Genomic DNA, 25,286 nt, shown 5'->3' on the forward strand with positions numbered 1-25,286 from the left:
CCGCCATGGATCATATGCGAGGACGCGCCGCTTGCACCCTGGCAGTAGTCACCGCGCTCCACCAGGGCGACATCCACGCCCTGCAGCGCAAGGTCGCGGAACGTTCCCACACCGTTAATACCACCACCGACCACCAGTACTTTGGCGTGCGGACGGCGGCGCAGGTTGTGGACTGAAGGGCGTTCCACCCCATGCCGGGGCGCAGCAACAGACGGTTGAACAGATGGATCCTTGGGTCCCAAAACGACTCCCTTGGGGCTTTGTGTGATGCGGCCGCCGCTGGATGGCGCCGCCGTTCTGCTCTATTCTTCGGAGAAATGGAAAATGGAGTCAAGGACTATGCACGAATGTGCAGAAGGGAACTGAGATGGCACTTTCACGGGATCAGGAAGCCCTGCGAGCTGCACAAATGTACTACCTGCAGGACCTGACGATGGACGCGATCGCGCGTGAACTGCGCACTTCCCGGTCCACCGTTTCAAGGCTCCTGTCCTCCGCCAGGGAGTCCGGCCTGGTGCAGATCCAGATCCGCAACCCCCTGGACACCGGTCCCGAACTGGAGGGCATGATCCGGCGCCGGTACAACCTGGACGTCCACGTAGTCCCCATCCTGGGCACCCTCAACGAAGCGGAAACACTTGACCGGGTGGCCATGCAGGCCGCCCGCACCATCGGGCCGCTGGTGGATTCCAATGCCATCATCGGCGTGGCCTGGGGCTCAACTCTCAGCGCGGTGAGCCGGCACCTCACCAGGAAAATCACGCATGACAGCGTCATTGTCCAGCTCAACGGCGCCGGGAACATGCACACCACGGGCATCACCTATGCAAGCGACATCATGCGGAGGTTCGGCAGCGCCTACGGCGCGCGGGTAGAACAGTTCCCCGTCCCGGCCTTCTTCGACCACGCGGCCACCAAGACCGCAATGTGGAACGAGCGCAGCGTCCAGCGCGTCCTGGAACTGCAGGCAAAGATGAGCATCGCCATCTTCGGCGTGGGTTCAGTACACGCCGACTACCCCAGTCACGTGTACGCCGGAGGTTATCTTGACGAGGAGGACCTGAACGCGCTGGCCAACTCAGATGTGGTGGGCGACGTTGCCACCGTATTCTTCCGCGGTGACGGCTCCTCAGACGGGATTGTCCTGAACGAACGCTCCACCGGTCCGTCGCTGGCCCAACTCCGCCAAGTGCGCCGACGGATCTGTGTGGTGTCAGGAGTTTCCAAGATCAACGGCCTGCGCGGAGCCCTCGCGGCGAGGCTCGCCACCGACCTGATCCTCGATGAAGCCACCGCACGCCGGCTGGTCGATTACGAAGGACTGGCCAGCTGAAGTGGGTAGAGTCGTTGCCATGAGAACCTCACCCCGGCTCAGCCTCAACAACGGCGTGCTGATAGACCAGCTCGGCTTCGGGCTGTACAAGGTGCCGGCAGCTGACGCGGAAGGACTGGTCGCCACCGCGCTCGCAGCGGGCTACCGCCACTTCGACACCGCCGCGATGTACGGAAACGAAACCGGCGTGGCCCGCGGCATCAGCTCCCAGCTGGATGCAGGGACCGGCAGTGGCGGCTCGGGCGAGTTGTTCCCGTCCCTGTCCCGTGAAGACATTTTTGTCACCACGAAGGTGTGGAATGACCATCACGGCTACGACGCCACACTGCAGGCCTTCGATGACTCCATGGTCAACTTGGGGCTCGACTATGTGGACATGTACCTGATCCACTGGCCCTGCCCGCGCCGGGGACTGTTCCCGGAGACCTATCGGGCCCTCGAAACCCTGTACCGGGAAGGCAGGGTACGGGCGATTGGCGTCAGCAACTTCCAGCCGGCTCACCTTGACCGCCTGCTCCAGACCGCCGAGGTGGTCCCCGCCGTCAACCAGATCGAACTGCACCCATGGCTGCAACAGGACGAACTCCGGCACAAGCACGCCGAGCTGGGAATCCGCACCGAAGCGTGGAGCCCGCTGGGCCGCGGCCAGGTCCTTTCCGACCCCGTCATCCAGGCCTGCGCCACGGAACATAACCGCACCCCCGCACAAGTGATCCTCCGCTGGCACATGCAGCTGGGTAACATCGCCATCCCCAAGGCCAGCTCTGAGGCCCGCATCCGCGAGAACCTGGACGTTTTCAGTTTCGAGCTCTCCGAACGCGACATGGTGGCCATCAAGGCGCTGGACCGCGGACAGCGGACCGGTTCACATCCGGACAACGTGAACTAGGCCGGGCATGGATACCGTGAACCCGGGGACTTCCCCTGCGCCTGCCTACTTCAGCCAGAGCCTTGCCACCCGCGCCTCCGCCTCCACAATCACCCTCGACGACGGCACTGTGGCCTTTTGGACCTACGAGCCCCTTGAAGCGAATCCGGACACCCGCACCGTGCTGGTGGTGCACGGGTTCCGCGGCGACCACCACGGACTGCTGCGCGTAGCGGACCAACTTCCCGATATGCGGATCATCATGCCGGACTTGCCCGGCTTTGGCCGCTCCGACGCTTTTGCCGGGCGCCCGCACTCCGTGGAGCGGTACGGGCAGTTCATCTCTGACTTCATGGCCGCCCTGGACCTGGGGCCGGACACAGTGCTCCTTGGGCACTCCTTTGGCTCCATCGTGGCGGCTCACTTCGTGGCCAACAACCCGGGCGCTGTGCGCCCGCTGATCCTCATCAACCCCATCGCCGCTCCTGCCTTGGAGGGACCCAAAGGTGTGATGACGCGCCTCGCAGTACTGTACTACCGGCTCGCTGCACGGCTGCCCCGCCGCCCGGGCCTGGCTTTGCTGCGCAATCCGCTGATCGTGCGGGTAATGAGCGAGACCATGGCCAAAACCGGCGACCGTGAGCTGCGGGCCTTCATCCACGGCCAGCACCACGCCTATTTCAGTTCGTTCGCGGACCGCGACAGCCTCCTGGAATCCTTCACTGCTTCCGTCACCAGCCACGTGGCGGAAGTCGCCGGGCAACTGGAACTGCCCGTGCTGCTGATTGCCGGTGAAAGGGATGAGATTGCCACCCTTCCCAGCCAGCACCGCCTCCTGGAACTGCTGCCGGACGGCGAGCTCAAGGTGATTCCCGGCGTCGGACACCTGATTCACTACGAAACGCCGGAACCGGCCGCCCGCTACATCCGCAGCTTCCTGAAGGACCATCCCGCGTGAAGATCGTCATTGATGCACGTTTTACCCGTACCGACCACCACGACGGCATCAGCCGCTACGGCGCAAGCCTGATCGCAGCCACGGCGAAAATCGCGGATGTCTCAATGCTCATCTCGGACCCCCGGCAGCTCGCCCTGCTCCCCGACGTCCCCTACACGCTCATCAGCAGTCCGCTCTCCCCCCTGGAACTCTTCGTTGCGCGGAAGGTCAACGCCGTGGGGGCCGACGTCGTGGTGTGCCCCATGCAGACGATGGGCACCTGGGGCCGGAAGTACGGCTTGATCCTGACCCTGCACGACCTCATCTACTACGAGCACCCCGCTCCCCCCGGTTTCCTTCCGGGCCCCGTGCGGCTGCTCTGGCGGCTCTACCACAAGGCGTTCTGGCCGCAGCGTCTGCTCCTCAACAGGGCAGACGCCGTGGCCACCATCAGCAGGACAACGGAGGCGCTGATGGCCAAATACCGCCTGACCCGCCGACCGGTCCGCATCATCGCCAACGCTCCCCAGCCCGCGCAGGACCCGCGCGATCCGGGCGACGGAGCGGACAAAACGATCATCTACATGGGCTCGTTCATGCCCTACAAGAACGTGGAAACAATGGTGGCCGGGATGGGCGCACTGAGCGGGTACACCCTGCACCTGCTAAGCCGGATCACTCCGCAGCGGAAGTCCGAACTGGAAGCCCTTGTCCCGCCGGGCGCATCCGTGGTGTTCCACAACGGCGTGACAGATGACGAATATGACGCACTGCTGCGGCGGGCGACGGCGCTGGTGAGTCTGTCCCGGGCCGAGGGGTATGGCCTTCCTTTAGTCGAGGCCATGGCTGTGGGCACGCCCGTCATCGCCAGCGACATTCCGATTTTCCGGGAAGTCGGCGGAGACGCCGCCCTCTATGTTGACCCGGAGTCGCCTTCGCAGTTTGCGGATGCAGTGGGGCAACTGCAGGACGGGGCGCACTGGAAGGACCTGTCCGGCCGGTCGGTTGCCCGCGCGGCACAATTCAGCTGGGATGAATCCGCGCGCCAGTTGGTGGATGCGGCGCACGAGGTGATGGCGAAGAGGCACCGTTAGAGAACGTCAACACCGTCAAGGCGCAGCTGCACAGGGTCCGTGGTCCGTTTGGCTGCCACCGCTGCCCGGGTCACCCGCAGCGCGCGGACGACGGCGGCGGCCTGGCCGTACGTGAAGAACAGCAGGGTCCGAACGTCCTCGGCTGAGCGCCTGCCGGAGGGAGGCGCGGTCAGCAGCAGCGGGGCGGGCCCTGCTGTGCGCACCGCAATGGCCTCGCCCGCCAAGTGCGCTTGCACCGCACCAGTAAAGTGTTCAACCGCTGCCCGCGGCCCCGTCACCGATGCGATCCGCACAGCGGGAGGAAGCCCCAGTTCCGCCCGAAGGGACAGCTCCCGCTGGGCGTAACCTGCGGGATCCCACCGCAGCAGCGCCCCGGTGGCGGCCGGGTCCGTAGCCGTGACAACAACAAGTCCGCCGTCCGGGGCAGGCCGGACGAGGGCGGCCGCATTGAACCAGCGCCGCACGGTGTCCTCACCTGCCCTGAGGGTCTCCCGCCGCAGCAGTGAATCACCGTCCAGCAGCAGGGCAGCGGCATACCCACCCTCCGCAACCGGCTCCGCACCCACTGTTGCCACCACCAGCGTCTTGCCGGCAGATACCGTTGCCTTCACTTGGTCTCCGGAAGAAGTGATGACCGTCCTGCCCGGGAAGGCCCGGCCGAGTTCCTCGGCAGTCCGCAGGACTCCGGTGGCGCCTTTTCGAAGCCGTCTCCCGCCGCAGTGGGCGCATTTCCAGTCCGGAGCGGGGGTGGAACACCAGCGGCACTGGGGCAGCGAAGACGTGCCGGCCAGTGCCAGGGGCCCCTGGCAGTGGCCGCAGCGGGCAGGCTCCCGGCACGTGTCACAAACCAAGGAAGGGGCGTAGCCAGCCCTCCCTACCTGGACCAGGACGGGGCCCCGTTCCAGTCCTTCCTTTGCCGCCTGCCATGCGGCGTGGGGCAAGCGGGCGACAGTGGCGAGCGGGTCCCGCTCCTGCTCGAAGCTGTCCGCGGTATTGACCACGCGGGCAACGGTGCTGCGGATCGTGGCCCTGTCAGCCTCGATGGGGAGCGCCCAGCGCGCCTCCACCAGCCGCTGGGACTCAGTGCTGCGGGCGTGGCCGGCAAGGAGGCAGGCCGTCCCCTCCTGTTCTGCCCGCAGGAGGAGGACTTCCCGCGCATGGGCATAGGGCGCGCGCTGCTCGATGTGGAGATCGTCGCCGTCGTCCCAGCAGGCAACCAGTCCAAGGTCCCGGACCGGGGCAAAGGCGGCCGACCGGGTGCCGATGGCAATCCTGGCCCGGCCCGCCAGCAGGCGGAGGAAGCTCCGGTAGCGGGGCGTGGGACCGTCGTCGGCAGTAAGCCGTGCCACTGCCCCAGCGGGCACCAGGCCATTCAGCGCTTCCTCCAGGCGGTCCAGGTCGCGGTAGTCCGGCACCACCACCAGCGCGCCCCTGCCTGCGGCGTAAGCTGCGGCCGCAGCCTGGGCAAGCAGGTGCGGCCACCCTGCCGCGCCGTGGCCCTGCAGCGGATTAATGACGGCCCGGGGAGATCCGCCACCAGCCAGATGCCTCAGGAACGCGGCGCCGGTGCGGTACACCGCCCAGGCGGAAACGCCCGGGGGCGCAGGAGGAGCGGCGTCTGCTTCCGCTGTCCCGGTGTCCAGCGACCCGGGGTAATCCTTTTCCAGCCTGGCAACGCGGGGCGGTACGGCAAGGCGGAGGACATCGCTGACTGTACCCGCATACCGGGCAGCGACCGCGGCCGACAGCTCCCTGATGGCGGGCGTCAGGACCGGAACCGGGGACACAACCTTGGCCAGGGGCACCAGGGTGTGTCCGGCGTCGGACTCCGCCAACCGCTCAAGCAGGAATCCGGTGAGGTCCTGGCCGTTGAACTTGACCTTCACCCTGACTCCCGGCTGGGCGGCCTGGTCCAGCGCGGCCGGCACTGCGTAGTCGAAAGGGCGGTCCAGGTGCGGCAGGGAGGAGTCAACCAGGACCCGTGCCACCGGTAGTTCCCCCGCCAAGGCGACGCCGCCGGCCATCTTCCGCACGGGAAAACCCTGCAGCAGGCTCGGCTGGACGGAGCTGTCAGCAACCATGGCAGTTACCTCCGTTCAGCCGCCGGGTGGACAGGAACAGCAAAGCACCGGGCACTGACATTGGACTCCCGGCCTGCGCGGTTGGCTCCCGGCGTGGACAGGCGCGCAACTAGGCGTTGAAGAAAGCCTTGAGGTCGTCCACTCGGTCCAGGCGCTCCCACGTGAAGTCCGGTTCGTCGCGGCCGAAGTGGCCATGCGCGGCCGTCTTGGCGTAGATGGGCCGTTTCAGGTCAAGGGCGTCGATGATGGCGCGGGGACGCAGGTCGAAGATTTCCGCGATGGCTTCACTGATGCGGGCCGGATCAACTGTTTCAGTCCCGAAGGTCTCTACGTAGGTTCCCACCGGCCGCGCCTGGCCGATGGCGTAGGCAATCTGGATTTCGGCGCGCTTGGCCAGCCCGGCAGCCACCACGTTCTTGGCAACCCAGCGCATGGCATAGGCGGCGGAGCGGTCCACCTTGGACGGATCTTTTCCGGAGAAAGCGCCGCCGCCGTGCCGGGCCATGCCGCCGTACGTGTCCACGATGATCTTGCGGCCTGTCAGGCCTGCGTCGCCCACCGGGCCGCCGATGACGAACTCACCGGCAGGGTTAAGGATGTTCGCGGCACGCGAGACGTCCAGGTTGGCGGCGGCCAGGACAGGTCCGATGACTACGGCGGCGAGGTCTGCCCGCAACTGCTCCAGGCTTGCGCCCTCGGCATGCTGGCTGGAAATCACCACGGTTTCCACGGAAACCGGAACGTCCTTGTCGTAGCCCACGGTGACCTGCGTCTTGCCGTCCGGGCGAAGGTAGGGCAACTGGCCCGTCTTGCGGACCTCGGTGAGCCGTTCCGACAAGCGGTGGGCCAGCCAGATGGGGGTGGGCATGTAGGACGGCGTTTCGTCGCTGGCGTAGCCGAACATGAGGCCCTGGTCCCCGGCGCCCTGGAGGTCGTAGTCGTCCTCCTGGCGGCCTTCGCGGGCCTCAAGTGAGTTGAAGACGCCGCCGGCAATGTCGTTGGACTGCTGGCCGATGGAGACGGAGACGCCGCAGCGGGCGCCGTCGAAGCCGTTGGCAGAGGAGTCGTAGCCGATGCCCAGGATGGTCTCACGGACGATCTGCGGGATTTCGACGTAGGCGTCGGTAGTGACTTCGCCGGCGACGTGCACCAGCCCCGTGGTGGCCATTGTCTCAACTGCCACCCGCGATTCGGGATCCCTGGCCAGCAGTGCGTCCAGGATGGCATCACTGATCTGGTCGCAGATCTTGTCGGGGTGGCCTTCGGTAACCGACTCGGACGTGAAGAGCCGGAGCGCAGAGGGCGTGGTCCCATGGGTCTGGGGAAGGTGCAGCGGTAAAGTCACTCAATTACCTTACTGGTTGGTGTTGGTTGCCAGGCGGGAGATGTCCCCGTGCTAAGCAAACGTGGCCCGAAACACGTCAGGCCCGGGGCGAAACGTGGTTCAGTTCAAAGCTGATGCGGCTGATGATGGCGTCGGAAACCTCGGTTTTGGTTCCTGATGCTTCCTGTGGTTCGGCGCCGGAACGGGAGAGGATGACCACCGAGTTGGAATCCTGCCCAAAGACTTTGTCCGTGCCCACATGGTTGACCACCAGGAGGTCACAGCCCTTGCGCTGCAGCTTTGCTTCCGCATAGGCCAGCACACCGCCCTGGCTGTCCCCGGTTTCTGCGGCGAAGCCGACAATGAGCTGCGGGGCGCCGCCGGCGCCGCCATTCCGCTGCTCAACAAGTTCCTGCAGGATGTCCGGGTTCCGGACCAGCGTGATGACGGGATCCGCGGTGTCGTCCCGCTTTTTAATCTTGGTATCCGAGATCTCGGCGGGGCGGAAATCAGCGACGGCCGCGGACATGATGACGACGTCCGACCCGTTGGCAGCCTCCAGCGCGGCTTCCCGAAGCTGCAGGGCAGTCTCCACCCGCACAACTTCAACCCCTGCAGGCGGCGGGACTTCCATGTGGGCGGCCACAAACCTGACAGTTGCACCGGCGTTGCGTGCTGCGACGGCCAGCGCCACTCCCTGCTTGCCCGAAGACCGGTTGCCGAGGAAGCGAACGGGGTCGAGGGGTTCCCGGGTCCCGCCGGCGGTGATGGTCACGGTGCGGCCCGCCAAGGGCATCTGGTAATCGGACTGTCCCTGGACAAGCGCCATGGCGGCGTCGAAGATCACCTGCGGCTCCGGCAGCCGTCCCGGCCCCGAATCGGCGCCGGTCAACCGGCCGGAGGCTGGTTCGAGGACGGCAGTCCCGCGCGCGCGGAGCGTTTCGACGTTGGCGCGGGTGGCGGCATGCTGCCACATTTCCGTGTGCATGGCGGGCGCAAACAGTACCGGGCCGTGGGCCATCAGCAGGGTGTTGGTGAGCAGGTCTCCGGCCTGGCCGGTGGCAGCCTTCGCCAGGAGATCAGCTGTGGCGGGTGCGACTACAACAAGGTCCGCTTCGTGACCAAGGCGCACGTGGTTGACCAGGGGCACGTCATCAAAGACGCTGTTGCTGACCGGGTTTCCGGACAGCGCCTCCCAGGTGGCGGTGCCGATAAAGCGGGTGGACGCTTCCGTGGGGATCACGGTGACGTCATGGCCGGCTTCAGTAAAAAGCCGGAGGAGCGACGCCACCTTGTAGGCGGCAATCCCTCCCCCGACTCCGAGGACTATGCGCACGTGACCTCCGTCAACAGCACGTCAGCAGCGGCAGGTTTACTCTGCGGCTTCGATCGGCGTGGAAACCAGCTTGCCTTCGTTGATCTCGCGCAGGGCGATCGACAGAGACTTTTCGTTCAGCTTGGTGTCAACCAACGGGCCGACGTATTCGAACAGGCCCTCGTGCAGCTGGGCGTAGTAAGCGTTGATCTGACGAGCGCGCTTGGCACCGAAAATGACCAGGCCGTACTTGGAATCCGCTACCTTCAGCAGATCGTCGATCGGCGGGTTGATGATGCCTTCAAGGTTCGTGGACACGAATTCTCCAAATTCCTAGCGGGCTGACGGTTCCGGCAGGTGTGGATGCGGTGTCAGCCCCATGAGTGAAACAAGCTCGTCCGCTGCCCGGCGGACGTCGTCGTTAATGACGGTGTGGTCGAACTCCGGTTCAGCAGCAAGTTCCAGTTTAGCGGTTTCCAGGCGTCGTTGCTGTTCCTCGGGGGTTTCGGTGCCCCGGCCCACCAGCCGGCGGACCATCTCGTCCCAGCTGGGCGGGGCCAGGAACACGAACTGGGCGTCAGGAACGGCCGCCTTGACCTGGCGTGCTCCCTGCAGGTCGATCTCCAGCAGGACGGAACGGCCTTCGGCGATGGCCCGTTTCACGGTGCTCTTCAGGGTGCCGTAGGTGTTTTGACCGTGGACCACAGCCCATTCCAGGAGTTCACCCTCAGCAATGAGCTGCTCGAACTCCTCCCTGGTTTTGAAGAAGTAGTGGACGCCATCCACTTCCCCGGGGCGGGGCGCCCGGGTGGTGGCTGAGACGGAAAGCCAAACCTCGGGGTAGTTGTCACGGATGTAGGTGGACACGGTGCCTTTGCCAACAGCCGTCGGACCTGCGAGGACTGTCAGTCCAGGTTTGTTGCTCACGTATTCCTTTTGCGCAGTTGGGGGAAGACAGGCGCCGCCTGCCTCAATGCTCGTCTATAAAATCTACCAGCGCCCGGCGCTGGTGGACGCCCAGGCCCCGGACCCGGCGGGAGGCAGCAATACCCAGCTGCTGCATGATGGCGGCGGCCCGCACCTTGCCGATGCCCGGAAGGGCTTCGAGCAGTTCCGAAACCCTCATGCGGGCCAGCGCGTCGTCCTCCAGCGCGGAGCTGATGATGTCAGCGGCGGTCCTGTCGCCGTTCCGCAGGCTCTCCTTTGCGGCAGCCCGGGTGGCCCTGGCCGCCGCGGCCTTGCCCAGCGCATCGGCCCGTTCAGACGCAGATAAGGGTCGCAGGACCATCACGGACACCCCCGAAGTCGGCGGATTCATCCAAGGGCGGCCGCCCTTGGACCTGTCCTGAAACTACCCTTTGGTGCAGCCCGAATCAATGCATCCGGGCAATTGCGGGCTATCCCCGGAGTCCGTCCAGGGTGTGGAGTGCAGCTTCCCGCAGTCCGCTGACCTGCGGTCCCGCCGTCAGGATGCCGCGGCTGGAAGTTCCGAGGACCAGCGGGTAGGCGGTGCCGAAGGTCGCCCGAAGGTCAGCCGGAGTTGCCCCCTGGGCGCCGAGTCCGGGAGCCAGGATGGGTCCGCGGACGGAAGCCAGATCCAGCTCCAGGTCCGTCAGTGCGCTGCCGACGGTGGCGCCGACCACCAGGCCCACGGAACCGAGGCTGCCCCCGTACCGGGCGTTCTCCGCCGCGGCGGACTCCGTGATCCTGCGTGCCACGGAGTCTCTTCCGCCCACGTGCTGGACCGAAGCTCCCTCGGGGTTGGATGTCAGTGCCAGCACGAACACGCCGCGCCCGGTGTCGGCCGCGAGGTCCAGCGCGGGGCGCAGGGACTCAAAGCCGAGGTATGGGCTCAGCGTGACCGCGTCGGCTGCCAGGGGGGATCCGTCGCGGAGCCACGCGTCAGCGTAGGCGGCCATGGTGGAACCGATGTCGCCGCGCTTTGCGTCAGCAATCGTGAGCACTGACGAGTCCCGGGCCGTGGCCAGGAGCTCCTCCAGCACCGCCATGCCGGCGGACCCGTGCCGTTCATACAGTGCCACCTGGGGCTTCACCGCGGCAGCGAGCGAAGCCACCGCCTCCAGCACGGTCAGCGAGAAACGCCGAAGCCCCGCGGCGTCGTCGTCCAGTCCCCAGGCTTGCAGCAGCGCCGGATGCGGATCAATGCCAACGCACAGCGGCCCGCGCGCAGCCATGGCGGCGCCGAGCCGGGAGCCAAAGGACTCCCGGCCGGCGGCGGGTACCTGCTCAGGCATGCTGCAGGGCCGCCTTCTGCGACGCCGCAAGCGCTGCGGCGTGCTCCTGCAGGCTGGTGACGGACCACTCGTAGGTGCGCATGGCCTCGATGGCCTGGACGGCGGCGTTGAATTCGGCCACAGTCGTGATGCACGGGATGCCGATGGACGTTGCCGCGGCACGGAGTTCGTAGCCGTCGCTGCGGGCTTCGCCGCCGGACGGGGTGTTGAAGACCATGTCGATCTCGCCGGCCACGATCAGGTCCGCGATGGTGCCCTCGCCCTCGGCGCTGCTGCCCTCAGCAACCTTGCGCACCGGGGTGGCCTGGATGCCGTTGCGGCGCAGGACATCCGCAGTACCGCCGGTGGAGACGATCTCGAACCCGAGATCCGAGAGCCGCTTGACGCCCATGATCACCGAGCGCTTGTCCCGATTGGCCACGGAGACGAACACCTTGCCCTCGGTGGGCAGCGCGTTGTTGGCGCCGGCCTGGCTCTTGGCGAAAGCGGTGTCAAAGTGCTTGTCGATGCCCATGACCTCGCCGGTGGACCGCATTTCAGGGCCAAGCAGGGAGTCCACCACCTTGCCTTCAAGGGTGCGGAACCGGCTGAACGGCAGCACGGCTTCCTTGACGGCTACGGGGGCGTCCAGCGGCAGGGTGGATCCGTCGCCGGTTTCCGGCAGCATCTTGTAGGCGCTGCGGAGCTGGTTGATGGTCACGCCGGTGCCGATCAGGGCGGCTGCCTTGGCCATCTGGACGCCGGTGGCCTTGGACACGAACGGCACGGTCCGGGAGGCACGCGGGTTGGCTTCCAGGACGTACAGGACGTCCGAGGCCAGTGCGAACTGGATGTTGATCAGGCCGCGTACGCCCACGCCCTCGGCGATGGCGCGGGTTGCCACGCGCACCCGTTCGATGACGTTGCTGCCCAGGGTGATGGGCGGCAGGACGCAGGCGGAGTCGCCGGAGTGGATGCCGGCTTCCTCGATGTGCTCCATGATGCCGCCCAGGTACAGATCGGTGCCGTCGAATAGGGCGTCGACGTCGATTTCGACGGCGTCTTCCAGGAAGCGGTCGATCAGCACCGGGTGGTCCGGGGTGATCTCGGTGGCGTTGGCGATGTAGCGGGAGAGGTTGGGCTCGTCATAGACGATTTCCATACCCCGGCCGCCCAGCACGTAGGACGGACGGACAAGCACCGGATAACCGATCTCGTCAGCGATGCTCTTGGCGTCCTCGAAGGAGACGGCGGTGCCGTTCTTCGGTGAAACCAGGCCGGCCTTGTCCAGCACGCGGGAGAAGGCGCCGCGGTGCTCGGCGAGGTCGATGGCTTCAGGGGAGGTGCCCAGGATGGGCACGCCGGCGTCGGCCAGCTGCTGGGCGAGCTTCAGCGGGGTCTGGCCGCCGAGCTGGACAAACACACCCATGACGCCGCCGGTACGTTCCTCTGCGGCGATGACCTCCAGGACGTCCTCAAGCGTCAGCGGCTCGAAGTACAGCCGGGTGGAGACGTCGTAGTCCGTGGAGACGGTTTCCGGGTTGCAGTTGACCATGACGGTTTCGTAGCCGGCCTTGCGCAGCGCCATGGAGGCGTGAACGCAGGAGTAGTCGAACTCGATGCCCTGGCCGATGCGGTTGGGACCGGAACCGAGGATCAGGATGGACGGCTTGGAGTGCAGCGCAACCTCGTCCTCCTCGTCATACGCCGAGTAGTGGTACGGCGTGTACGCGGCGAACTCGGCGGCGCAGGTGTCAACGGTCTTGTAGACCGGGCGGATGCCCAGCGCCTGCCGGACGCCGCGGACCACTGCCTCGGAGTTGTGCGTGAGGGCACCGATCTGCTCGTCCGAGAAGCCGTGGCGCTTGGCGCGCTTGAGCATGTCCGCTGTCAGTGCTCCGGCCTGCCGGATTTCGTGGGAGATCTCGTTGAGCAGCTGGAGCTGGTCAAGGAACCAGGGATCGATCTTGGTGGCCTCGAAAAGCTGCTCCACGGTGGCGCCCCCCAGGAGGGCGCGCTGGACCTGGTGCAGGCGCTCGGTGGTGGGGCGCTTGGCCTTTTCGATGAGCTCCGCCACTTCGTATTCGGGGACGGAGCTGAAGTCCAGCTGCGAGCCCTTCTGTTCCAGGGAACGCAGGGCCTTCTGCAGTGCTTCGGTGAAGTTGCGGCCCATGGCCATGGCCTCGCCCACCGACTTCATGGTGGTGGTAAGGGTGTTGTCGGCCGCCGGGAACTTCTCGAATGCAAAGCGGGGTACCTTGACCACCACGTAGTCCAGGGTGGGCTCGAAGGACGCCGGGGTCTTCTGGGTGATGTCGTTGGGGATCTCATCCAGCGTGTAGCCCAGGGAGAGCTTGGTGGCGATCTTGGCGATTGCGAAGCCAGTGGCCTTGGAGGCCAGTGCCGAGGAGCGCGAGACGCGCGGGTTCATTTCGATGACCACCACGCGGCCGGTCTTGGGATCGATGGCGAACTGGATGTTGCAGCCGCCCGTGTCCACGCCGACTTCGCGAATGACCGCAATGGCGACGTCCCGCAGCTTCTGGTATTCGCGGTCCGTGAGGGTGAGGGCCGGAGCCACGGTGATCGAGTCGCCGGTGTGCACGCCAACGGGATCGAAGTTTTCGATGGAGCAGACGACAACCACATTGTCGTTCTTGTCGCGCATCATCTCAAGCTCGTATTCCTTCCAGCCCAGGATGCTCTCTTCGAGCAATACCTCGCTGGTGGGGCTGTACTGCAGGCCCTGTCCGACGATGCGGCGCAGGTCCTGCTCGTTGTAGGCCAGGCCGGAGCCCAGTCCGCCCATGGTGAAGGAGGGCCGGACCACCATCGGGTAGCCCAGGTCGACGGCGGCCGTGAGCGCCTCGTCCATGGTGTGGATGATGTGGCTGCGGGCGGATTCGGCGCCACAGCGTTCCACGACGCCCTTGAACTTCTCGCGGTCTTCACCGAGCTCGATGGCAGCGATGTTGGCGCCGATCAGCTCCACGTTGTACTTCTCCAGCACACCGTTCTTGTCCAAAGCGATGGCGGTGTTCAGCGCCGTCTGGCCACCCAGGGTGGGCAGCACGGCGTCGGGGCGCTCCTTGGCGATGATCTTCTCCACCACCTCCGGGGTGATGGGCTCCACGTAGGTGGCATCGGCGAACTCCGGGTCCGTCATGATGGTGGCCGGGTTGGAGTTCACGAGGATGACGCGCAGGCCTTCCTCTTTGAGGACACGCAGTGCCTGGGTGCCGGAGTAGTCGAATTCAGCGGCCTGCCCGATGACGATCGGGCCGGAACCAATGACGAGGACGCTCTTGAGGTCGGTACGTTTCGGCATTACTTCTTGTCCTCGGTCTTGTTGTCGGTGGCGGGGTTGGTGTCAGCGTTCTTCGTGTCCGCCATCAGGTCAATGAAGCGGTCGAACAGGTAGGCGGCATCGTGCGGGCCAGCCGCTGCTTCCGGGTGGTACTGCACAGAGAACGCCGGGATGTCCAGGCAGGCCAGGCCTTCCACGACGTCGTCATTCAGGCTGATGTGGCTCACTTCCACCCGCCCGTAGCGTGCCTCGGGAGCCTGGGTGGCGCCCTCGAGCGGGGCGTCCACGGCAAAGCCGTGGTTCTGGGAAGTGATTTCCACCTTGCCCGTGCGCCGGTCCATGACCGGTTGGTTGATGCCGCGGTGTCCGTAGCGGAGCTTGTAGGTGCCAAAGCCCAGTGCGCGGCCCAGGATCTGGTTGCCGAAGCAGATACCGAAGTACGGCAGCTTTTCGTCCAGGACGGAGCGCAGGAGGCTGACCTGGGCGTCCGCGGTGGCGGGGTCACCCGGGCCGTTGGACATGAAGAAGCCGTCCGGGTTGACGGCCTTGACGTCCTCGAGGGTGGCGGTGGCGGGAAGTACGTGGACGCGGACGCCGCGCTCCGCGAAGCGGACGGGGGTCATCGCCTTGATGCCGAGGTCGATCGCCGCAATGGTGAAGCGGGGTTCACCGTCCCAGCCGTGGTCCTTCGGTTCCACCACGAAGGCTTTGTCGACGCTGACTTCCTCGGCCAGGCGCGAACCCTCCATGGGGGCGCTGGCCAGGACGGCGTCGACCAGTTCCTTGTCCGTGGCCTCCGCAGCCTCGCCGGAGAAGATGCCGGCGCGCATGGTTTTGTGCTCGCGCAGGTGGCGGGTGATGGCGCGGGTGTCCACTCCCTGGATGCCGACGATGCCCTGGGCCACCAGTTCCTCGTCCAGCGACCGCTCGGATCGCCAGTTGGAGGGCCGCCGCGCAGCGTCGCGGACGATGTACCCGGCCACCCAGATGCGCCGGGACTCGGCGTCCTCATCGTTCACACCGGTGTTGCCGATATGCGGGGCCGTCTGCACCACCAGCTGGTGGGCGTAAGACGGGTCGGTGATGGTTTCCTGGTAGCCGGTCATGCCCGTGGCAAAGACGGCCTCGCCCAGGGCGGTGCCGGTGGCGCCGTAGCTGGTGCCGCGGAAAATGCGCCCGTCTTCGAGAACTAGCGCTGCCGGAGCGGAGGTGGTTGCTGTCAATGTATTCGCTTTCACTGTCTTACTTTCCACTGGTGGCACCAGCCGCTGGGGCTGACGAAATCAAATCCTGAAGGGCCTGGTACAGCACGTCCTTGTCCGCGGCGCGGCGGGTCCGGAAGCCGGTGTCCAGCTCGTGCCTGCCAAGTGTCCAGGCGAGCACCAGCAGGCCATCCTTTTCTACGAACTTACCCGCCATCCCGCTGTCCTGGCGTACGCCGGTGAGGGAGGCAGCCGGGATGTACAGGGCGGGCGCCCCGGCTCTTTCATAAAGGACGCCGTGCGGGTACACGGCCAGGTTGGAATTGGTGCGGATGCCCAGCCCGTGCACCGCAATCCGGTCGAGCCAATCGCCGGCGGTCGTGGTGGCCACATACTGGCCCTCGGCGACGGCGGTGGGCTCCCCCGGTGCACCGGGCACCTGGGGCAGCTGCTCGACGTCGGACTGGCGTTTCAGGCGGTTGCGCCACCCCAGGGCAAGAAGGACAAAGACGACGGCGACCACCGCCAGCATGGCAAGGCCGGGAAGGATCTTGTCCATCAGGCCGCGCCTGCCGGGGTTGCCGCGGCTTCGGGGTGGGGCGTGTTGAGTGCGCCGTCGAGGACGGTGGGGTGCCCCTTGAAGAAGGTGGCCACCACCTTGCCCGGCAGTTCCCTGCCCGCGAACGGGGAGTTGCGGCCCATGGTGGCCATCCGGAAAGGGTCCACCGTCCAGCGTGCCGCCGGATCAACCAAGATGAAGTTCGCGGGTTCGCCTGCCTCGATGGGCCTGCCCTGGTCGCTCAGCCGGCCGATCTTCGCCGCCGCGGTGGACGTGACCCGGGCGAAGTCAGCCCAGGTCATCAGGCCGGTGTCGATCATGGCGTGCTGGACCACGGACAGTGCTGTTTCCAGGCCCGTCATTCCCATGGCCGCCTGCGCCCACTCGCATTCCTTGTGCTCGCTCGGGTGTGGGGCGTGATCTGTGCCCACCACGTCGATGGTGCCGTCTGCCAGGCCTGCACGCAGTGCCTGGACGTCGGCGTCGGTGCGCAGCGGCGGGTTGACCTTGAAGACGGGGTCGTAGCTGCGCACGAGGTCGTCGGTGAGCAGCAGGTGGTGCGGCGTGACCTCGGCCGTGACGTCGATACCCCGTTCCTTGGCCCAACGGATAATCTCCACCGACCCGGCCGTGGACACGTGGCACACGTGCAGGCGGGAGCCCACGTGCTGTGCCAGCAGGACGTCCCGGGCAATGATGCTTTCCTCAGCAACCGCAGGCCAGCCGGTGAGGCCCAGCACGGCGGATACATCGCCTTCGTTCATCTGTGCCCCGGCGGTCAGGCGGGGCTCCTGGGCGTGCTGGGCCACCACGCCGTCGAACGCCTTGACATACTCCAGGGCGCGGCGCATCAGCACGGGGTCATGGACGCAGATGCCGTCGTCGGAAAACATCCGAACCCGGGCACGGGAATCGGCCATGGCGCCGAGCTCAGCCAACTGCTCTCCTGCGAGGCCGACCGTTACAGCGCCCACCGGGCGGACGTCCACCCATCCGGCCGCACGGCCCAGGGTGTAGACCTGCTCCACGACGCCTGCGGTGTCGGCAACCGGCGTGCTGTTGGCCATGGCGTGCACGGCGGTGTAGCCACCGAGCGCAGCCGCACGCGTTCCGGTCTCCACGGTTTCGGCATCCTCGCGGCCGGGTTCGCGGAGGTGCGTGTGCACGTCCACCATGCCGGGCAGCGCCACCAGGCCGGCGGCGTCGATTACGGTGGCGCCGTCGACGGAAAGGCCACTGCCGATCTCGGCGATGATGCCGTCCCGGACCAGCAGGTCTGCGGGCTCGCCACCAAGAATGGCGGCGCCCTGGATGAGGTACGTTCCGGTGTTGGCTGCCATCAGATGCTCTCCTTGGTGGAAGGGGCGGCGGCAGCGTAGGCCGGTGCCCGGTGTGCGGCTGGTTCCCGGGTGTCACCGGAGAGCAGCAGGTAAAGCGCGGCCATCCGCACGGACACGCCGTTGCGGACCTGCGCCAGGACGGTGGACCGGGGCGAGTCCGCGGCGGCGGCACTGATCTCCAGGCCCCGGTTCATGGGTCCGGGGTGCATGATGATCGTATCCGTCATGCCAAGGTCATCCAGGGCACGGAGGCGGTTGTCGTCAAAGCCCCAGCGGCGCGAGTATTCCCGGGTGCTGGGAAAGAAGGAGGCGTTCATTCGCTCGCCCTGCACGCGGAGCATCATGATGGCGTCGACGCCGTTTGCCAGCGTCTGGTCCAGGTCGTAACTGACGCTGCAGGGCCATTTTTCGACGCCGACGGGCAGCAGGGTGGGCGGGGCGACCAGGGTGACTTCTGCGCCAAGGGTGCGGAGCAGCCAGACGTTCGAACGCGCCACGCGGGAGTGCAGGACGTCGCCTGCTATGGCCACCCGCATGCCCTTGAGGTCGGTCCCTTCGGAACCGGTGCCCGAGAGGCGGGCCCAGTGCCGGCGCATGGTGAAAGCGTCGAGCAGGGCCTGTGTGGGGTGTTCATGGGTGCCGTCGCCCGCGTTGATGACGGCTGCATCGATCCAGTCGGTCGCCGCGAGCCGGTGGGGGGCGCCCGACGCCCAGTGCCGGATGACGACGGCGTCCGCACCCATGGCGGACAGCGTCTGGGCCGTGTCTTTGAGGGATTCGCCCTTGGAGACGGATGATCCCTTGGCTGCGAAGTTGATGACGTCCGCCGAAAGCCGCTTGGCTGCGGCTTCGAACGAGATACGGGTGCGGGTGGAGTCCTCGAAGAAGAGGTTGACCACGGTGCGTCCGCGCAGGGCCGGGAGTTTCTTCACTTCCCGCTCCCCCACGGCCGACATTTCCTCGGCGGTGTCCAGTATGCGGATGGCGTTCGAAAGGCTGAGGTCCTCAGTGGACAGAAGGTGCTTCATGCGCCGCCCTCGATCACGACTTCGTTGACCGGGACGCCGGCGTCGGACATGTCCGTTTCTTCGAGCCGGACCCGGACCTTCTCGGAGGCGGCGGTGGGCAGGTTCTTGCCAACGTGGTCGGCGCGGATGGGAAGTTCCCGGTGCCCGCGGTCGATCAGGACCGCCAGCCGGACGATGCGGGGTCGGCCGAGGTCGACAAGGGCGTCGAGGGCAGCCCGGATGGTGCGTCCCGAGTAGAGGACGTCGTCGATGAGCACCACCACTTTGTTGTCGATGCCGGTGCGGGGCAGACGGGTGGGATACGGCGGCCGCGTCCCCTGGTGGGAGAGATCGTCACGGAACATGGTGACGTCAAGCTGCCCCACGATGGCTGCGGCGTCAACGGTGTTGTCCGCGGCGGCAATTTTTTCGGCAAGCCGGACAGCCAGCGGGTAACCGCGGCGGGGAATGCCCAAAAGGACCAGGTCCCGGGATCCCTTGTTGGCTTCGAGGATCTCATGGGCGATACGAGTGAGTGCCCGGTCAATGTCCGCCTGGCTCAGGACGACCCTGGCTGGAACCGGTGCGCTGGTGACAGAAGTCAACGCTCGTCTCCCCTTTCCCCGCCTCACAGGACGGAATTAAAAAAGGAATGTTTGCTTTCCAAAATTACCACACGGTCCCCGGGCCCCGGCCCCGGAACAACGCGGCGCTCATCACACCCGGTCCCGCGGCCGCCCGGCCCTGGTGGGGCGGTCCTTGGTGGCGCGGTAGGCCCAGCTTAGGCTGTCGGGTATGCCGATGTATTCGCAGCACCCCTCCCCCGGCCTGCCCGACGACCCCTACCTCGGGCCGGGCGGCCCCGTCCCCCGGCAGGCCAACCCGAGCTGGATGGGACAGGTGCAGCCGCAGCACTACCGGGCCGCGCCGGGCCACCAGGGCCAGCCGCTGGCTGCCGTGGTGCCGCCGCAGGCGCAGGGGGCGGTGCTGCAGGCATCGCGCACGCGCAGCGGGCTGGTGGGCTTGGCCGTGGCCGGTGGCGTCCTGGCTTTCCTGAGCCTTTTCCTCGTGGTGCCGTTCCTGTTGTCCAACACCGGCGTCGGCGGATTCGTGATTGGTTTCCTGGCCTCACTTATTCCATTGACGGTGGTCCTGGCGGCCGTGCACATCATTGACCGGTGGGAGCCGGAACCGAAGCGGCTTCTGTTTTTCGCTTTCACATGGGGCGCGGCGGTATCCGTCGCCGTAACCCTGCTCATCCAGCCGTTCTTCGTGATCGCCTTCCAGTTCACCGGGGAACCTGACCTGCAGACCTACATGGCCACCGTCCAGGCACCAATCGTCGAGGAGTTCGCAAAGTCGCTGGGCCTGCTGATCCTCCTGCTCGCGGCGCGCCGGCAGTTCGATGGACCAGTGGACGGCGTGGTGTTCGCCTTCACCATCGCCGGCGGGTTCGCGTTCACCGAAAACATCCTCTACTTCGGCAGGGCCGTCGCGGAGTCGGCGTCCCCGGCCAGCGACTTCGCCCAGATTTTCTTCCTTCGCGGCGTCATGTCCCCGTTCGCCCACGCGATCTTCACCGGCACCACCGGTCTTGTCATGGGCTTTGCAGCGAGGCGGTGGCACACGGGCGCGTCGATCGGGGCCTTCTTTGTGGGGCTGCTGCCGGCCATGTTCCTGCACAACCGGTGGAACAGCATGGGGCAGGGTTTCGTGCTGGACTACATCATGGTCCAGGTGCCGATTTTCCTCCTGGCGGTGGGCGGCATCATCTTCCTGCGGGTTGCGGAGAAGCGCCTTACCCGGCAGCGTCTGCTGGAATACTCCGCCGCGGGGTGGTTTACGCCCGCCGAGGTCGAACTCCTCGCCACCCGCGCGGGACGCCGCACAGCCCTGGCATGGGCGGCGGGCTCAGGCAGGAAGCCGCAGATGAAGCAGTTCCTGAAGGCGGCCACCCAGCTTGCCAACACCCGCCAACGGATCCTGAGTGGACGCGACGTGCCGCTGCACCAGGCGGAGGAAAGGCAGCAGCTGCAGCAGATCCTCTCCCTGCGGGCGTCCGTGGCCGGCTGAACTGTCCGCGGCAACGCAAAAGGACCCCGCCAACGGCGGGGTCCTTTTGCGCGTTCCTGAGCGGAGCCTACGCGAGCAGCGAAGGCTTCAGCTGCTGCAGCCGGCCGAGAAGGCCGTTGATGAACTGGGGCGACTCATCGGTGGACAGCGACTTTGCCAGCGCAACTGCCTCGCTGACGGCTACACCGTCGGGGACGTCCTCGTTGTAAAGAAGTTCCCAGGTGCCTATGCGCAGGATGATGCGGTCTACCGACGGCATGCGCTCCAGGGTCCAGCCCTGCGAGTAGGTCTCCAGGAACTCGTCGATGGCTGCCTGGTGGGACAGCACGCCTTCGACGATTTCCAGGGTGTAGGGGTTGACCACCTGGTCGGTCTTTTCCCGGCGTGCACGGAGCACGTCGAACGCCGAAACAGAGCGCTGCTCCGCTTCGAAAAGAACATCCAGTGCCCTGTTGCGGGCTTTACCGCGGGCGCTCACTACTCAGTGACCCGGCCCAGGTAGCTGCCGTCGCGGGTGTCCACCTTGACCTTGGTGTTGTTTTCGATGAACAGCGGAACCTGGATCTCGTAGCCGGTTTCCAGGGTGGCCGGCTTGGTGCCTGCGGAGGAGCGGTCACCCTGCAGGCCCGGCTCGGTGTAGGTGATCTCCAGGACAACGCTCGGCGGCAGCTCGATGTAGAGGGGGGTGCCGTCGTGGATGGCGATGTTGACCATCTGGTTTTCAAGCATGAAGTTGGTGGCGTCGCCCACAGTGGCGCCGGAGACCGTGATCTGGTCGTAGTCGGAGGTGTCCATGAAAACGAAGTCCGCGCCGTCCTGGTACAGGTACTGGTAGTCGCGGCGGTCCACCGTGGCAGTCTCGATCTTGAGGCCGGCGTTAAAGGTCTTGTCAACAACCTTGCCGGACATGACGTTGCGCATCTTGGTGCGCACAAAGGCGCCGCCCTTGCCAGGCTTGACGTGCTGGAATTCGATGATGTTCCAGAGCTGGCCCTCGAGCTTCAGGACCGTTCCGTTCTTAATGTCATTAGTGGTTGCCACTGGGTTCCTCTGGTTTCTTTGTCCGGCCGCCTGGGCCGGATGCTGTATGCCGGGCGGGCACGCCACAACGGCCCGCCTGCACGTGTTTGTCAAAAATCGCGTGGATGCAAAAATTCCACAACCATTCTACCGGTAAATAACGGGCAGCCTCTCCGAAGCCGCTGTCTGCCGCTTCAGCAGGCGAGATCCAGGACGTCCCGGGCCCGCTGGAGCGCGACGGTTGAAGAGTAGATCTGGGCGGCGTCGGCCGATTGAGCCACGCGCAGGTCCAGGGCTTTGGAGAAAGACTCCACCGCCGCCGATGTTTGTCCGGCCGCGTACTGCGTCCTCCCCAGGTACTGGAGGGCCAGCGCTTCCCGGGGCGTGCCGTGCACCTCCGCGAGGAGCTGGCGGAACAAATCGATGGCGCGGTCCAGGCGGTGGGAGACGCTCAGCACCTCCGCTTCAAACACCCTCAGGCGGAATGACTCCGGGTCCTTGAACCGCGCCTCGGCCAGCAGCTCAGCCGCCTCGGACGCGTGCCCTTCCACCAGCAGCACGAAGATGTGGTCCGCAGGATCGGCTGAGGCCGCCAAGGCTTCCCGGACCGCGTCCTCGTTGACGATTTGGGGCCGGAGTGAGTCCGGGTTGATGCGGATTCCCGGGAACCCGGCCTCCGGCCAGTCGGTGGTGCCGCTCATGTCGCCCTGCATCAGGACGCAATTTCCTGGTAGGCCGCAAAGAGCAGCGAGGTGTCCGGGACGTCAAGGATGCCCGGCTTGCCAATACCGTCCAGCACGACGAAGCGCAGAAGGTCGCCACGGGACTTCTTGTCGCGGCGCATCCCGTCCAGCAGGCCCTGCCACCGGTCCCGCCGGTAGGTGACCGGCAACCCGAGGCCGTCCAGGATGCTCCGGTGCCTGTCGGCGTCGGCATCGCTGAGGCGCCCGACGCTGCGCGCGAGTTCGGCTGCGAACATCATGCCCACGGAGACCGCCGCCCCGTGGCGCCACGAGTAGCGTTCCACCAGTTCGATGGCGTGCCCCAGGGTGTGTCCGTAATTCAGGATCTCCCGCAGTCCGGACTCTTTGAGGTCCTCGGAAACCACTTTGGCCTTCACGGCGATGGCCCGCTCGATCAGCTCACGAAGAGCGTCGGAGCGGGGGTCGACCACTGCGGCGGGGTCCTTTTCCACCAGGTCCAGGATGGCGGGGTCGGCGATGAAGCCGCACTTGATCACCTCCGCCAGGCCGGAAATGATCTCGTTTTTCGGCAGGGTGTCCAGGGTGTCCAGGTCCGCCAGGACGGCGGCGGGCGGGTGGAAGGCGCCTACGAGGTTCTTTCCCTCGGCGGTGTTAATGCCGGTCTTGCCGCCGACGGAGGCGTCAACCATGCCGAGCAGGCTGGTGGGCATGTGGATCACCTTGACGCCCCGCAGCCAGGTGGCGGCGACAAAGCCGGCAAGGTCGGTGACGGCACCGCCTCCCACGGCAACGATCGCGTCCGAGCGGGTGAAGTCGTTCTGGCCCAGAACCTGCCAGCAGAAGGCAGCCACCTGGATGTGCTTGCCTTCTTCGGCGTCCGGGATTTCCGCAGTCAGGGACGTGAAGCCGGCTTCTGCGAGTTCATCACGGACGGTGTCGCCAGTGAGGCGCAGGGCGCGGGGGTGGATCACCAGGACCCGGCGGACACGCTCTCCGAGGAGTGCGGGAAGGTCACCCAGAAGGCCGCGGCCGACGACGACGCCGTAGTTGTTGCCGGCGCCCTCGCCGGTGACGTTGATGACTGTTGATTGCGTGTTCACTTTTCAACTTCCTGTTTGGCAGCTGCATGGTGGCGCAGTGCTGCTTCCAGCCGGCCGCCGAGTTCGGGTATGGAACCGTGGCGGACGTCCAGGGTGATGTCGGCCAGCCTCTCGTAGACCGGCCTGCGGGTGGCGAACATGGCCTTCCAGCGGCCCATGGCGTCGCCGGCAAGGAGCGGGCGGCCTGAGTTCCGGGCAATCCTGTCCGCTACGGTTTCGGCATCGCATTCGAGGTACACGACGGTGCATCGGCCAATGAGCTGCTGGGTGCCGGAATCGAGTACGGCGCCGCCGCCAAGGGAAATGACGGTGGGCGTCCCGTCGGCCTCCTCAACTGCATCGGCCACTGTCCGGGCCTCAATTTCCCGGAACGCGTGCTCACCGCGCCCCGCGAAGATTTCGGCAATTGATCCATGGCCCGCGACGATGACGGCATCGGTATCGACGAACCGGACACCAAGCTGCTGCGCCAGCTGCTGGCCGATGGCCGATTTGCCCACGGCCATAGGGCCGATGAGCACAATCGGACGGTTGCCGAATGGGCCGGGACTGCTGAGGTGGAGCACTACTGGCCGATCGAGTCCAGGGATGCCGGGATGTTGTCCAGGTAACCCTTGATGTTGCGCGTGGTCTCCGCCACTGAGTCACCGCCGAACTTCTCGATGACGGCTTCAGCGAGGACCAGGGCCACCATGGCCTCGGCCACCACGCCGGCGGCCGGGACCGCACAGACGTCCGACCGCTGGTGGTGCGCCTTGGCCGGTTCGCCGGTGCTGACGTCGATGGTCCGCAGGGCGCGGGGCACGGTGGCGATGGGCTTCATGGCGGCCCGGACACGCAGGACGTCGCCGATGCTCATTCCGCCTTCGATGCCGCCGGCACGGTTGCTGGCACGCACGATGCGGCCGTCGCCGTCGCGCACAATTTCGTCGTGGGCTGCAGAACCACGGCGGGCCGCGGTGAGGAAGCCGTCGCCGACCTCCACTCCCTTGATGGCCTGGATGCCCATGAGCGCGGCAGCGAGCCTGGCATCCAGCCGGCGGTCCCAGTGCACGTAGCTGCCCAGTCCTGGCGGGAGTCCGTAGGCCAGGACTTCCACCACTCCGCCCAGTGTTTCGCCTTCTTTGTGCGCGGCGTCAACTTCGGCGACCATGGCATCCGAGGTTTCGCGGTCGAAGCAGCGGAGGGGGTCCGTGTCCAGGGCAATGACGTCCCCGGGCACGGGCAGCGGACGGCCTTCCGGCACGGTCACGCTGGCGATGGAAACGGTGTGGCTGACCAATTCGATGCCGAGGTGCTTGAGGAACTGTGCTGCCACAGTGCCCAGCGCAACACGGGTGGCGGTTTCGCGGGCGCTTGCGCGCTCCAGGACCGGGCGGGCTTCGTCAAAGCCGTACTTCTGCATACCGGTGAAATCCGCGTGCCCGGGGCGGGGACGCGTCAGCGGCGCGTTGCGGGCCTGGTCGGCGAGGAGTTCGGCGTCCACAGGATCGGCGGACATGATCTGCTCCCATTTGGGCCACTCGGTGTTTCCCACCTGGATGGCAACAGGACCGCCCTGCGTGCGGCCGTGCCGGACGCCGCCGAGGATGCTGACCACGTCCTGCTCGAACTTCATCCGCGCCCCACGGCCGTAGCCGAGGCGGCGGCGGGCGAGGGAGTCTGCGATGTGGCCGCTGGTGATCTCCACACCGGCGGGGACGCCCTCAATAATTCCCATCAGAGCCGGACCATGGGATTCACCGGCAGTCAACCAACGCATAATTTCCATCCTGCCACGTAGGGCGG

The 25,286-nt window shown here is 66.3% G+C and carries 25 protein-coding genes; 5 read left to right on the top strand and 20 right to left on the bottom strand.

All coding sequences use genetic code 11. The features are described from left to right. Positions 1–242 (bottom strand): FAD-dependent oxidoreductase (locus J2X98_RS07075; RefSeq protein ID WP_373460843.1); only part of this gene is annotated, 242 nt, incomplete at its 3' end. 125 nt (positions 243–367) lie between these two features. On the opposite strand from J2X98_RS07075, the gene J2X98_RS07080 reads away from it, so the two are divergent. The 4 genes from J2X98_RS07080 to J2X98_RS07095 are packed head-to-tail and all read left to right on the top strand — an operon-like array spanning position 368 to position 4,232. Beyond that, positions 368–1,333 (top strand): sugar-binding transcriptional regulator, encoded by a 966-nt coding sequence (locus J2X98_RS07080; protein WP_141941516.1) that lies wholly within the window; start codon positions 368–370, stop codon positions 1,331–1,333. A gap of 19 nt (positions 1,334–1,352) precedes the next feature. After that, complete coding sequence (locus J2X98_RS07085; RefSeq protein ID WP_307306032.1) at positions 1,353–2,222, top strand: aldo/keto reductase; 870 nt, start codon at positions 1,353–1,355, stop codon at positions 2,220–2,222. Positions 2,223–2,229: 7 nt separating this feature from the next. Next, the gene (locus tag J2X98_RS07090) at positions 2,230–3,159 is read left to right on the top strand and encodes an alpha/beta fold hydrolase (protein ID WP_307306035.1); all 930 of its coding nucleotides are present in this window, start codon (positions 2,230–2,232) and stop codon (positions 3,157–3,159) included. Further along, complete coding sequence (locus J2X98_RS07095) at positions 3,156–4,232, top strand: glycosyltransferase family 4 protein (RefSeq protein ID WP_307306037.1); 1,077 nt, start codon at positions 3,156–3,158, stop codon at positions 4,230–4,232. The genes J2X98_RS07090 and J2X98_RS07095 overlap by 4 nt, the downstream gene beginning before the upstream one ends. On the opposite strand, the gene J2X98_RS07100 is transcribed toward J2X98_RS07095, so the two are convergent. The 13 genes from J2X98_RS07100 to pyrR form a co-directional block, all read right to left on the bottom strand. Continuing rightward, on the bottom strand, positions 4,229–6,313 hold the full coding sequence (locus J2X98_RS07100; RefSeq protein ID WP_307306039.1) for a primosomal protein N': 2,085 nt from the start codon (positions 6,311–6,313) through the stop codon (positions 4,229–4,231). The two genes, J2X98_RS07095 and J2X98_RS07100, sit on opposite strands and share 4 nt — an antisense overlap. 109 nt (positions 6,314–6,422) lie before the next feature. Next, entirely contained in the window at positions 6,423–7,658 is a 1,236-nt protein-coding gene (gene metK, locus J2X98_RS07105) for a methionine adenosyltransferase (RefSeq protein WP_141941524.1), read from the bottom strand. A 76-nt stretch (positions 7,659–7,734) separates the two neighbouring features. Then, positions 7,735–8,973 (bottom strand): bifunctional phosphopantothenoylcysteine decarboxylase/phosphopantothenate--cysteine ligase CoaBC, encoded by a 1,239-nt coding sequence (gene coaBC, locus J2X98_RS07110; protein WP_141941526.1) that lies wholly within the window; start codon positions 8,971–8,973, stop codon positions 7,735–7,737. 36 nt (positions 8,974–9,009) lie between these two features. After that, positions 9,010–9,270: a DNA-directed RNA polymerase subunit omega gene (rpoZ, locus tag J2X98_RS07115; RefSeq protein ID WP_026264487.1), complete on the bottom strand. Its 261-nt coding sequence runs from the start codon at positions 9,268–9,270 to the stop codon at positions 9,010–9,012. A gap of 15 nt (positions 9,271–9,285) precedes the next feature. Next, positions 9,286–9,879 carry a guanylate kinase gene (gene gmk, locus J2X98_RS07120; RefSeq protein WP_141941528.1) on the bottom strand — a complete coding sequence of 198 codons (594 nt, stop codon included), beginning with the start codon at positions 9,877–9,879 and terminating at the stop codon, positions 9,286–9,288. 43 nt (positions 9,880–9,922) lie between these two features. Further along, on the bottom strand, positions 9,923–10,240 hold the full coding sequence (gene mihF / locus J2X98_RS07125) for an integration host factor, actinobacterial type (RefSeq protein WP_174237589.1): 318 nt from the start codon (positions 10,238–10,240) through the stop codon (positions 9,923–9,925). Between the two features lie 109 nt (positions 10,241–10,349). Next, complete coding sequence (gene pyrF, locus J2X98_RS07130; protein WP_307306050.1) at positions 10,350–11,207, bottom strand: orotidine-5'-phosphate decarboxylase; 858 nt, start codon at positions 11,205–11,207, stop codon at positions 10,350–10,352. Continuing rightward, complete coding sequence (gene carB, locus J2X98_RS07135) at positions 11,200–14,514, bottom strand: carbamoyl-phosphate synthase large subunit (RefSeq protein WP_141941531.1); 3,315 nt, start codon at positions 14,512–14,514, stop codon at positions 11,200–11,202. The genes pyrF and carB overlap by 8 nt, the downstream gene beginning before the upstream one ends. Continuing rightward, positions 14,514–15,755, bottom strand: coding sequence for a glutamine-hydrolyzing carbamoyl-phosphate synthase small subunit (gene carA, locus J2X98_RS07140; RefSeq protein ID WP_373460844.1), 1,242 nt, complete (start codon positions 15,753–15,755; stop codon positions 14,514–14,516). The genes carB and carA overlap by 1 nt, the downstream gene beginning before the upstream one ends. Further along, positions 15,736–16,254, bottom strand: a complete 519-nt coding sequence (locus J2X98_RS07145) for a PH-like domain-containing protein (protein ID WP_141941535.1) — start codon at positions 16,252–16,254, stop codon at positions 15,736–15,738. Before J2X98_RS07145 ends, carA begins: the two co-directional genes overlap by 20 nt. Then, complete coding sequence (locus tag J2X98_RS07150; protein ID WP_141941537.1) at positions 16,254–17,594, bottom strand: dihydroorotase; 1,341 nt, start codon at positions 17,592–17,594, stop codon at positions 16,254–16,256. The genes J2X98_RS07145 and J2X98_RS07150 overlap by 1 nt, the downstream gene beginning before the upstream one ends. Further along, entirely contained in the window at positions 17,594–18,622 is a 1,029-nt protein-coding gene (locus J2X98_RS07155; RefSeq protein ID WP_141941539.1) for an aspartate carbamoyltransferase catalytic subunit, read from the bottom strand. Before J2X98_RS07155 ends, J2X98_RS07150 begins: the two co-directional genes overlap by 1 nt. Then, complete coding sequence (gene pyrR / locus J2X98_RS07160; RefSeq protein WP_141941541.1) at positions 18,619–19,206, bottom strand: bifunctional pyr operon transcriptional regulator/uracil phosphoribosyltransferase PyrR; 588 nt, start codon at positions 19,204–19,206, stop codon at positions 18,619–18,621. Before pyrR ends, J2X98_RS07155 begins: the two co-directional genes overlap by 4 nt. A 190-nt stretch (positions 19,207–19,396) precedes the next feature. On the opposite strand from pyrR, the gene J2X98_RS07165 reads away from it, so the two are divergent. Next, positions 19,397–20,674, top strand: a complete 1,278-nt coding sequence (locus J2X98_RS07165; RefSeq protein WP_307306059.1) for a PrsW family intramembrane metalloprotease — start codon at positions 19,397–19,399, stop codon at positions 20,672–20,674. Between the two features lie 67 nt (positions 20,675–20,741). On the opposite strand, the gene nusB is transcribed toward J2X98_RS07165, so the two are convergent. The 6 genes from nusB to aroC form a co-directional block, all read right to left on the bottom strand. Beyond that, a complete protein-coding gene (nusB, locus tag J2X98_RS07170) occupies positions 20,742–21,152 on the bottom strand; it encodes a transcription antitermination factor NusB (protein WP_141941545.1) in 411 nt (136 codons plus the stop codon). After that, a complete protein-coding gene (efp, locus tag J2X98_RS07175) occupies positions 21,152–21,715 on the bottom strand; it encodes an elongation factor P (protein ID WP_141941547.1) in 564 nt (187 codons plus the stop codon). Before efp ends, nusB begins: the two co-directional genes overlap by 1 nt. 173 nt (positions 21,716–21,888) lie before the next feature. Beyond that, positions 21,889–22,407: a tetratricopeptide repeat protein gene (locus tag J2X98_RS07180; protein ID WP_141941548.1), complete on the bottom strand. Its 519-nt coding sequence runs from the start codon at positions 22,405–22,407 to the stop codon at positions 21,889–21,891. Beyond that, a complete protein-coding gene (gene aroB, locus J2X98_RS07185; RefSeq protein ID WP_141941550.1) occupies positions 22,407–23,498 on the bottom strand; it encodes a 3-dehydroquinate synthase in 1,092 nt (363 codons plus the stop codon). Before aroB ends, J2X98_RS07180 begins: the two co-directional genes overlap by 1 nt. Beyond that, positions 23,495–24,064, bottom strand: a complete 570-nt coding sequence (locus J2X98_RS07190; protein ID WP_141941552.1) for a shikimate kinase — start codon at positions 24,062–24,064, stop codon at positions 23,495–23,497. The genes aroB and J2X98_RS07190 overlap by 4 nt, the downstream gene beginning before the upstream one ends. After that, positions 24,064–25,263: a chorismate synthase gene (gene aroC / locus J2X98_RS07195; protein WP_307306464.1), complete on the bottom strand. Its 1,200-nt coding sequence runs from the start codon at positions 25,261–25,263 to the stop codon at positions 24,064–24,066. The genes J2X98_RS07190 and aroC overlap by 1 nt, the downstream gene beginning before the upstream one ends. Positions 25,264–25,286: the final 23 nt, after the last annotated feature.

The organism is Pseudarthrobacter enclensis, assembly GCF_030811655.1.
GTDB classification, from domain to species: Bacteria; Actinomycetota; Actinomycetes; order Actinomycetales; family Micrococcaceae; genus Arthrobacter; species Arthrobacter enclensis_A.

Coding starts and splice junctions, on each gene's coding strand:
- J2X98_RS07080 (WP_141941516.1), top strand. CDS start 368: ATGGCACTTTCACGGGATCAGGAAGCCCTGCGAGCTGCACAAATGTAC.
- J2X98_RS07085 (WP_307306032.1), top strand. CDS start 1,353: ATGAGAACCTCACCCCGGCTCAGCCTCAACAACGGCGTGCTGATAGAC.
- J2X98_RS07090 (WP_307306035.1), top strand. CDS start 2,230: ATGGATACCGTGAACCCGGGGACTTCCCCTGCGCCTGCCTACTTCAGC.
- J2X98_RS07100 (WP_307306039.1), bottom strand. CDS start 6,313: ATGGTTGCTGACAGCTCCGTCCAGCCGAGCCTGCTGCAGGGTTTTCCC.
- mihF (WP_174237589.1), bottom strand. CDS start 10,240: ATGGTCCTGCGACCCTTATCTGCGTCTGAACGGGCCGATGCGCTGGGC.
- pyrF (WP_307306050.1), bottom strand. CDS start 11,207: ATGCCTGAGCAGGTACCCGCCGCCGGCCGGGAGTCCTTTGGCTCCCGG.
- carB (WP_141941531.1), bottom strand. CDS start 14,514: ATGCCGAAACGTACCGACCTCAAGAGCGTCCTCGTCATTGGTTCCGGC.
- J2X98_RS07145 (WP_141941535.1), bottom strand. CDS start 16,254: ATGGACAAGATCCTTCCCGGCCTTGCCATGCTGGCGGTGGTCGCCGTC.
- J2X98_RS07150 (WP_141941537.1), bottom strand. CDS start 17,594: ATGGCAGCCAACACCGGAACGTACCTCATCCAGGGCGCCGCCATTCTT.
- J2X98_RS07155 (WP_141941539.1), bottom strand. CDS start 18,622: ATGAAGCACCTTCTGTCCACTGAGGACCTCAGCCTTTCGAACGCCATC.
- J2X98_RS07165 (WP_307306059.1), top strand. CDS start 19,397: ATGCCGATGTATTCGCAGCACCCCTCCCCCGGCCTGCCCGACGACCCC.
- J2X98_RS07180 (WP_141941548.1), bottom strand. CDS start 22,407: ATGCAGGGCGACATGAGCGGCACCACCGACTGGCCGGAGGCCGGGTTC.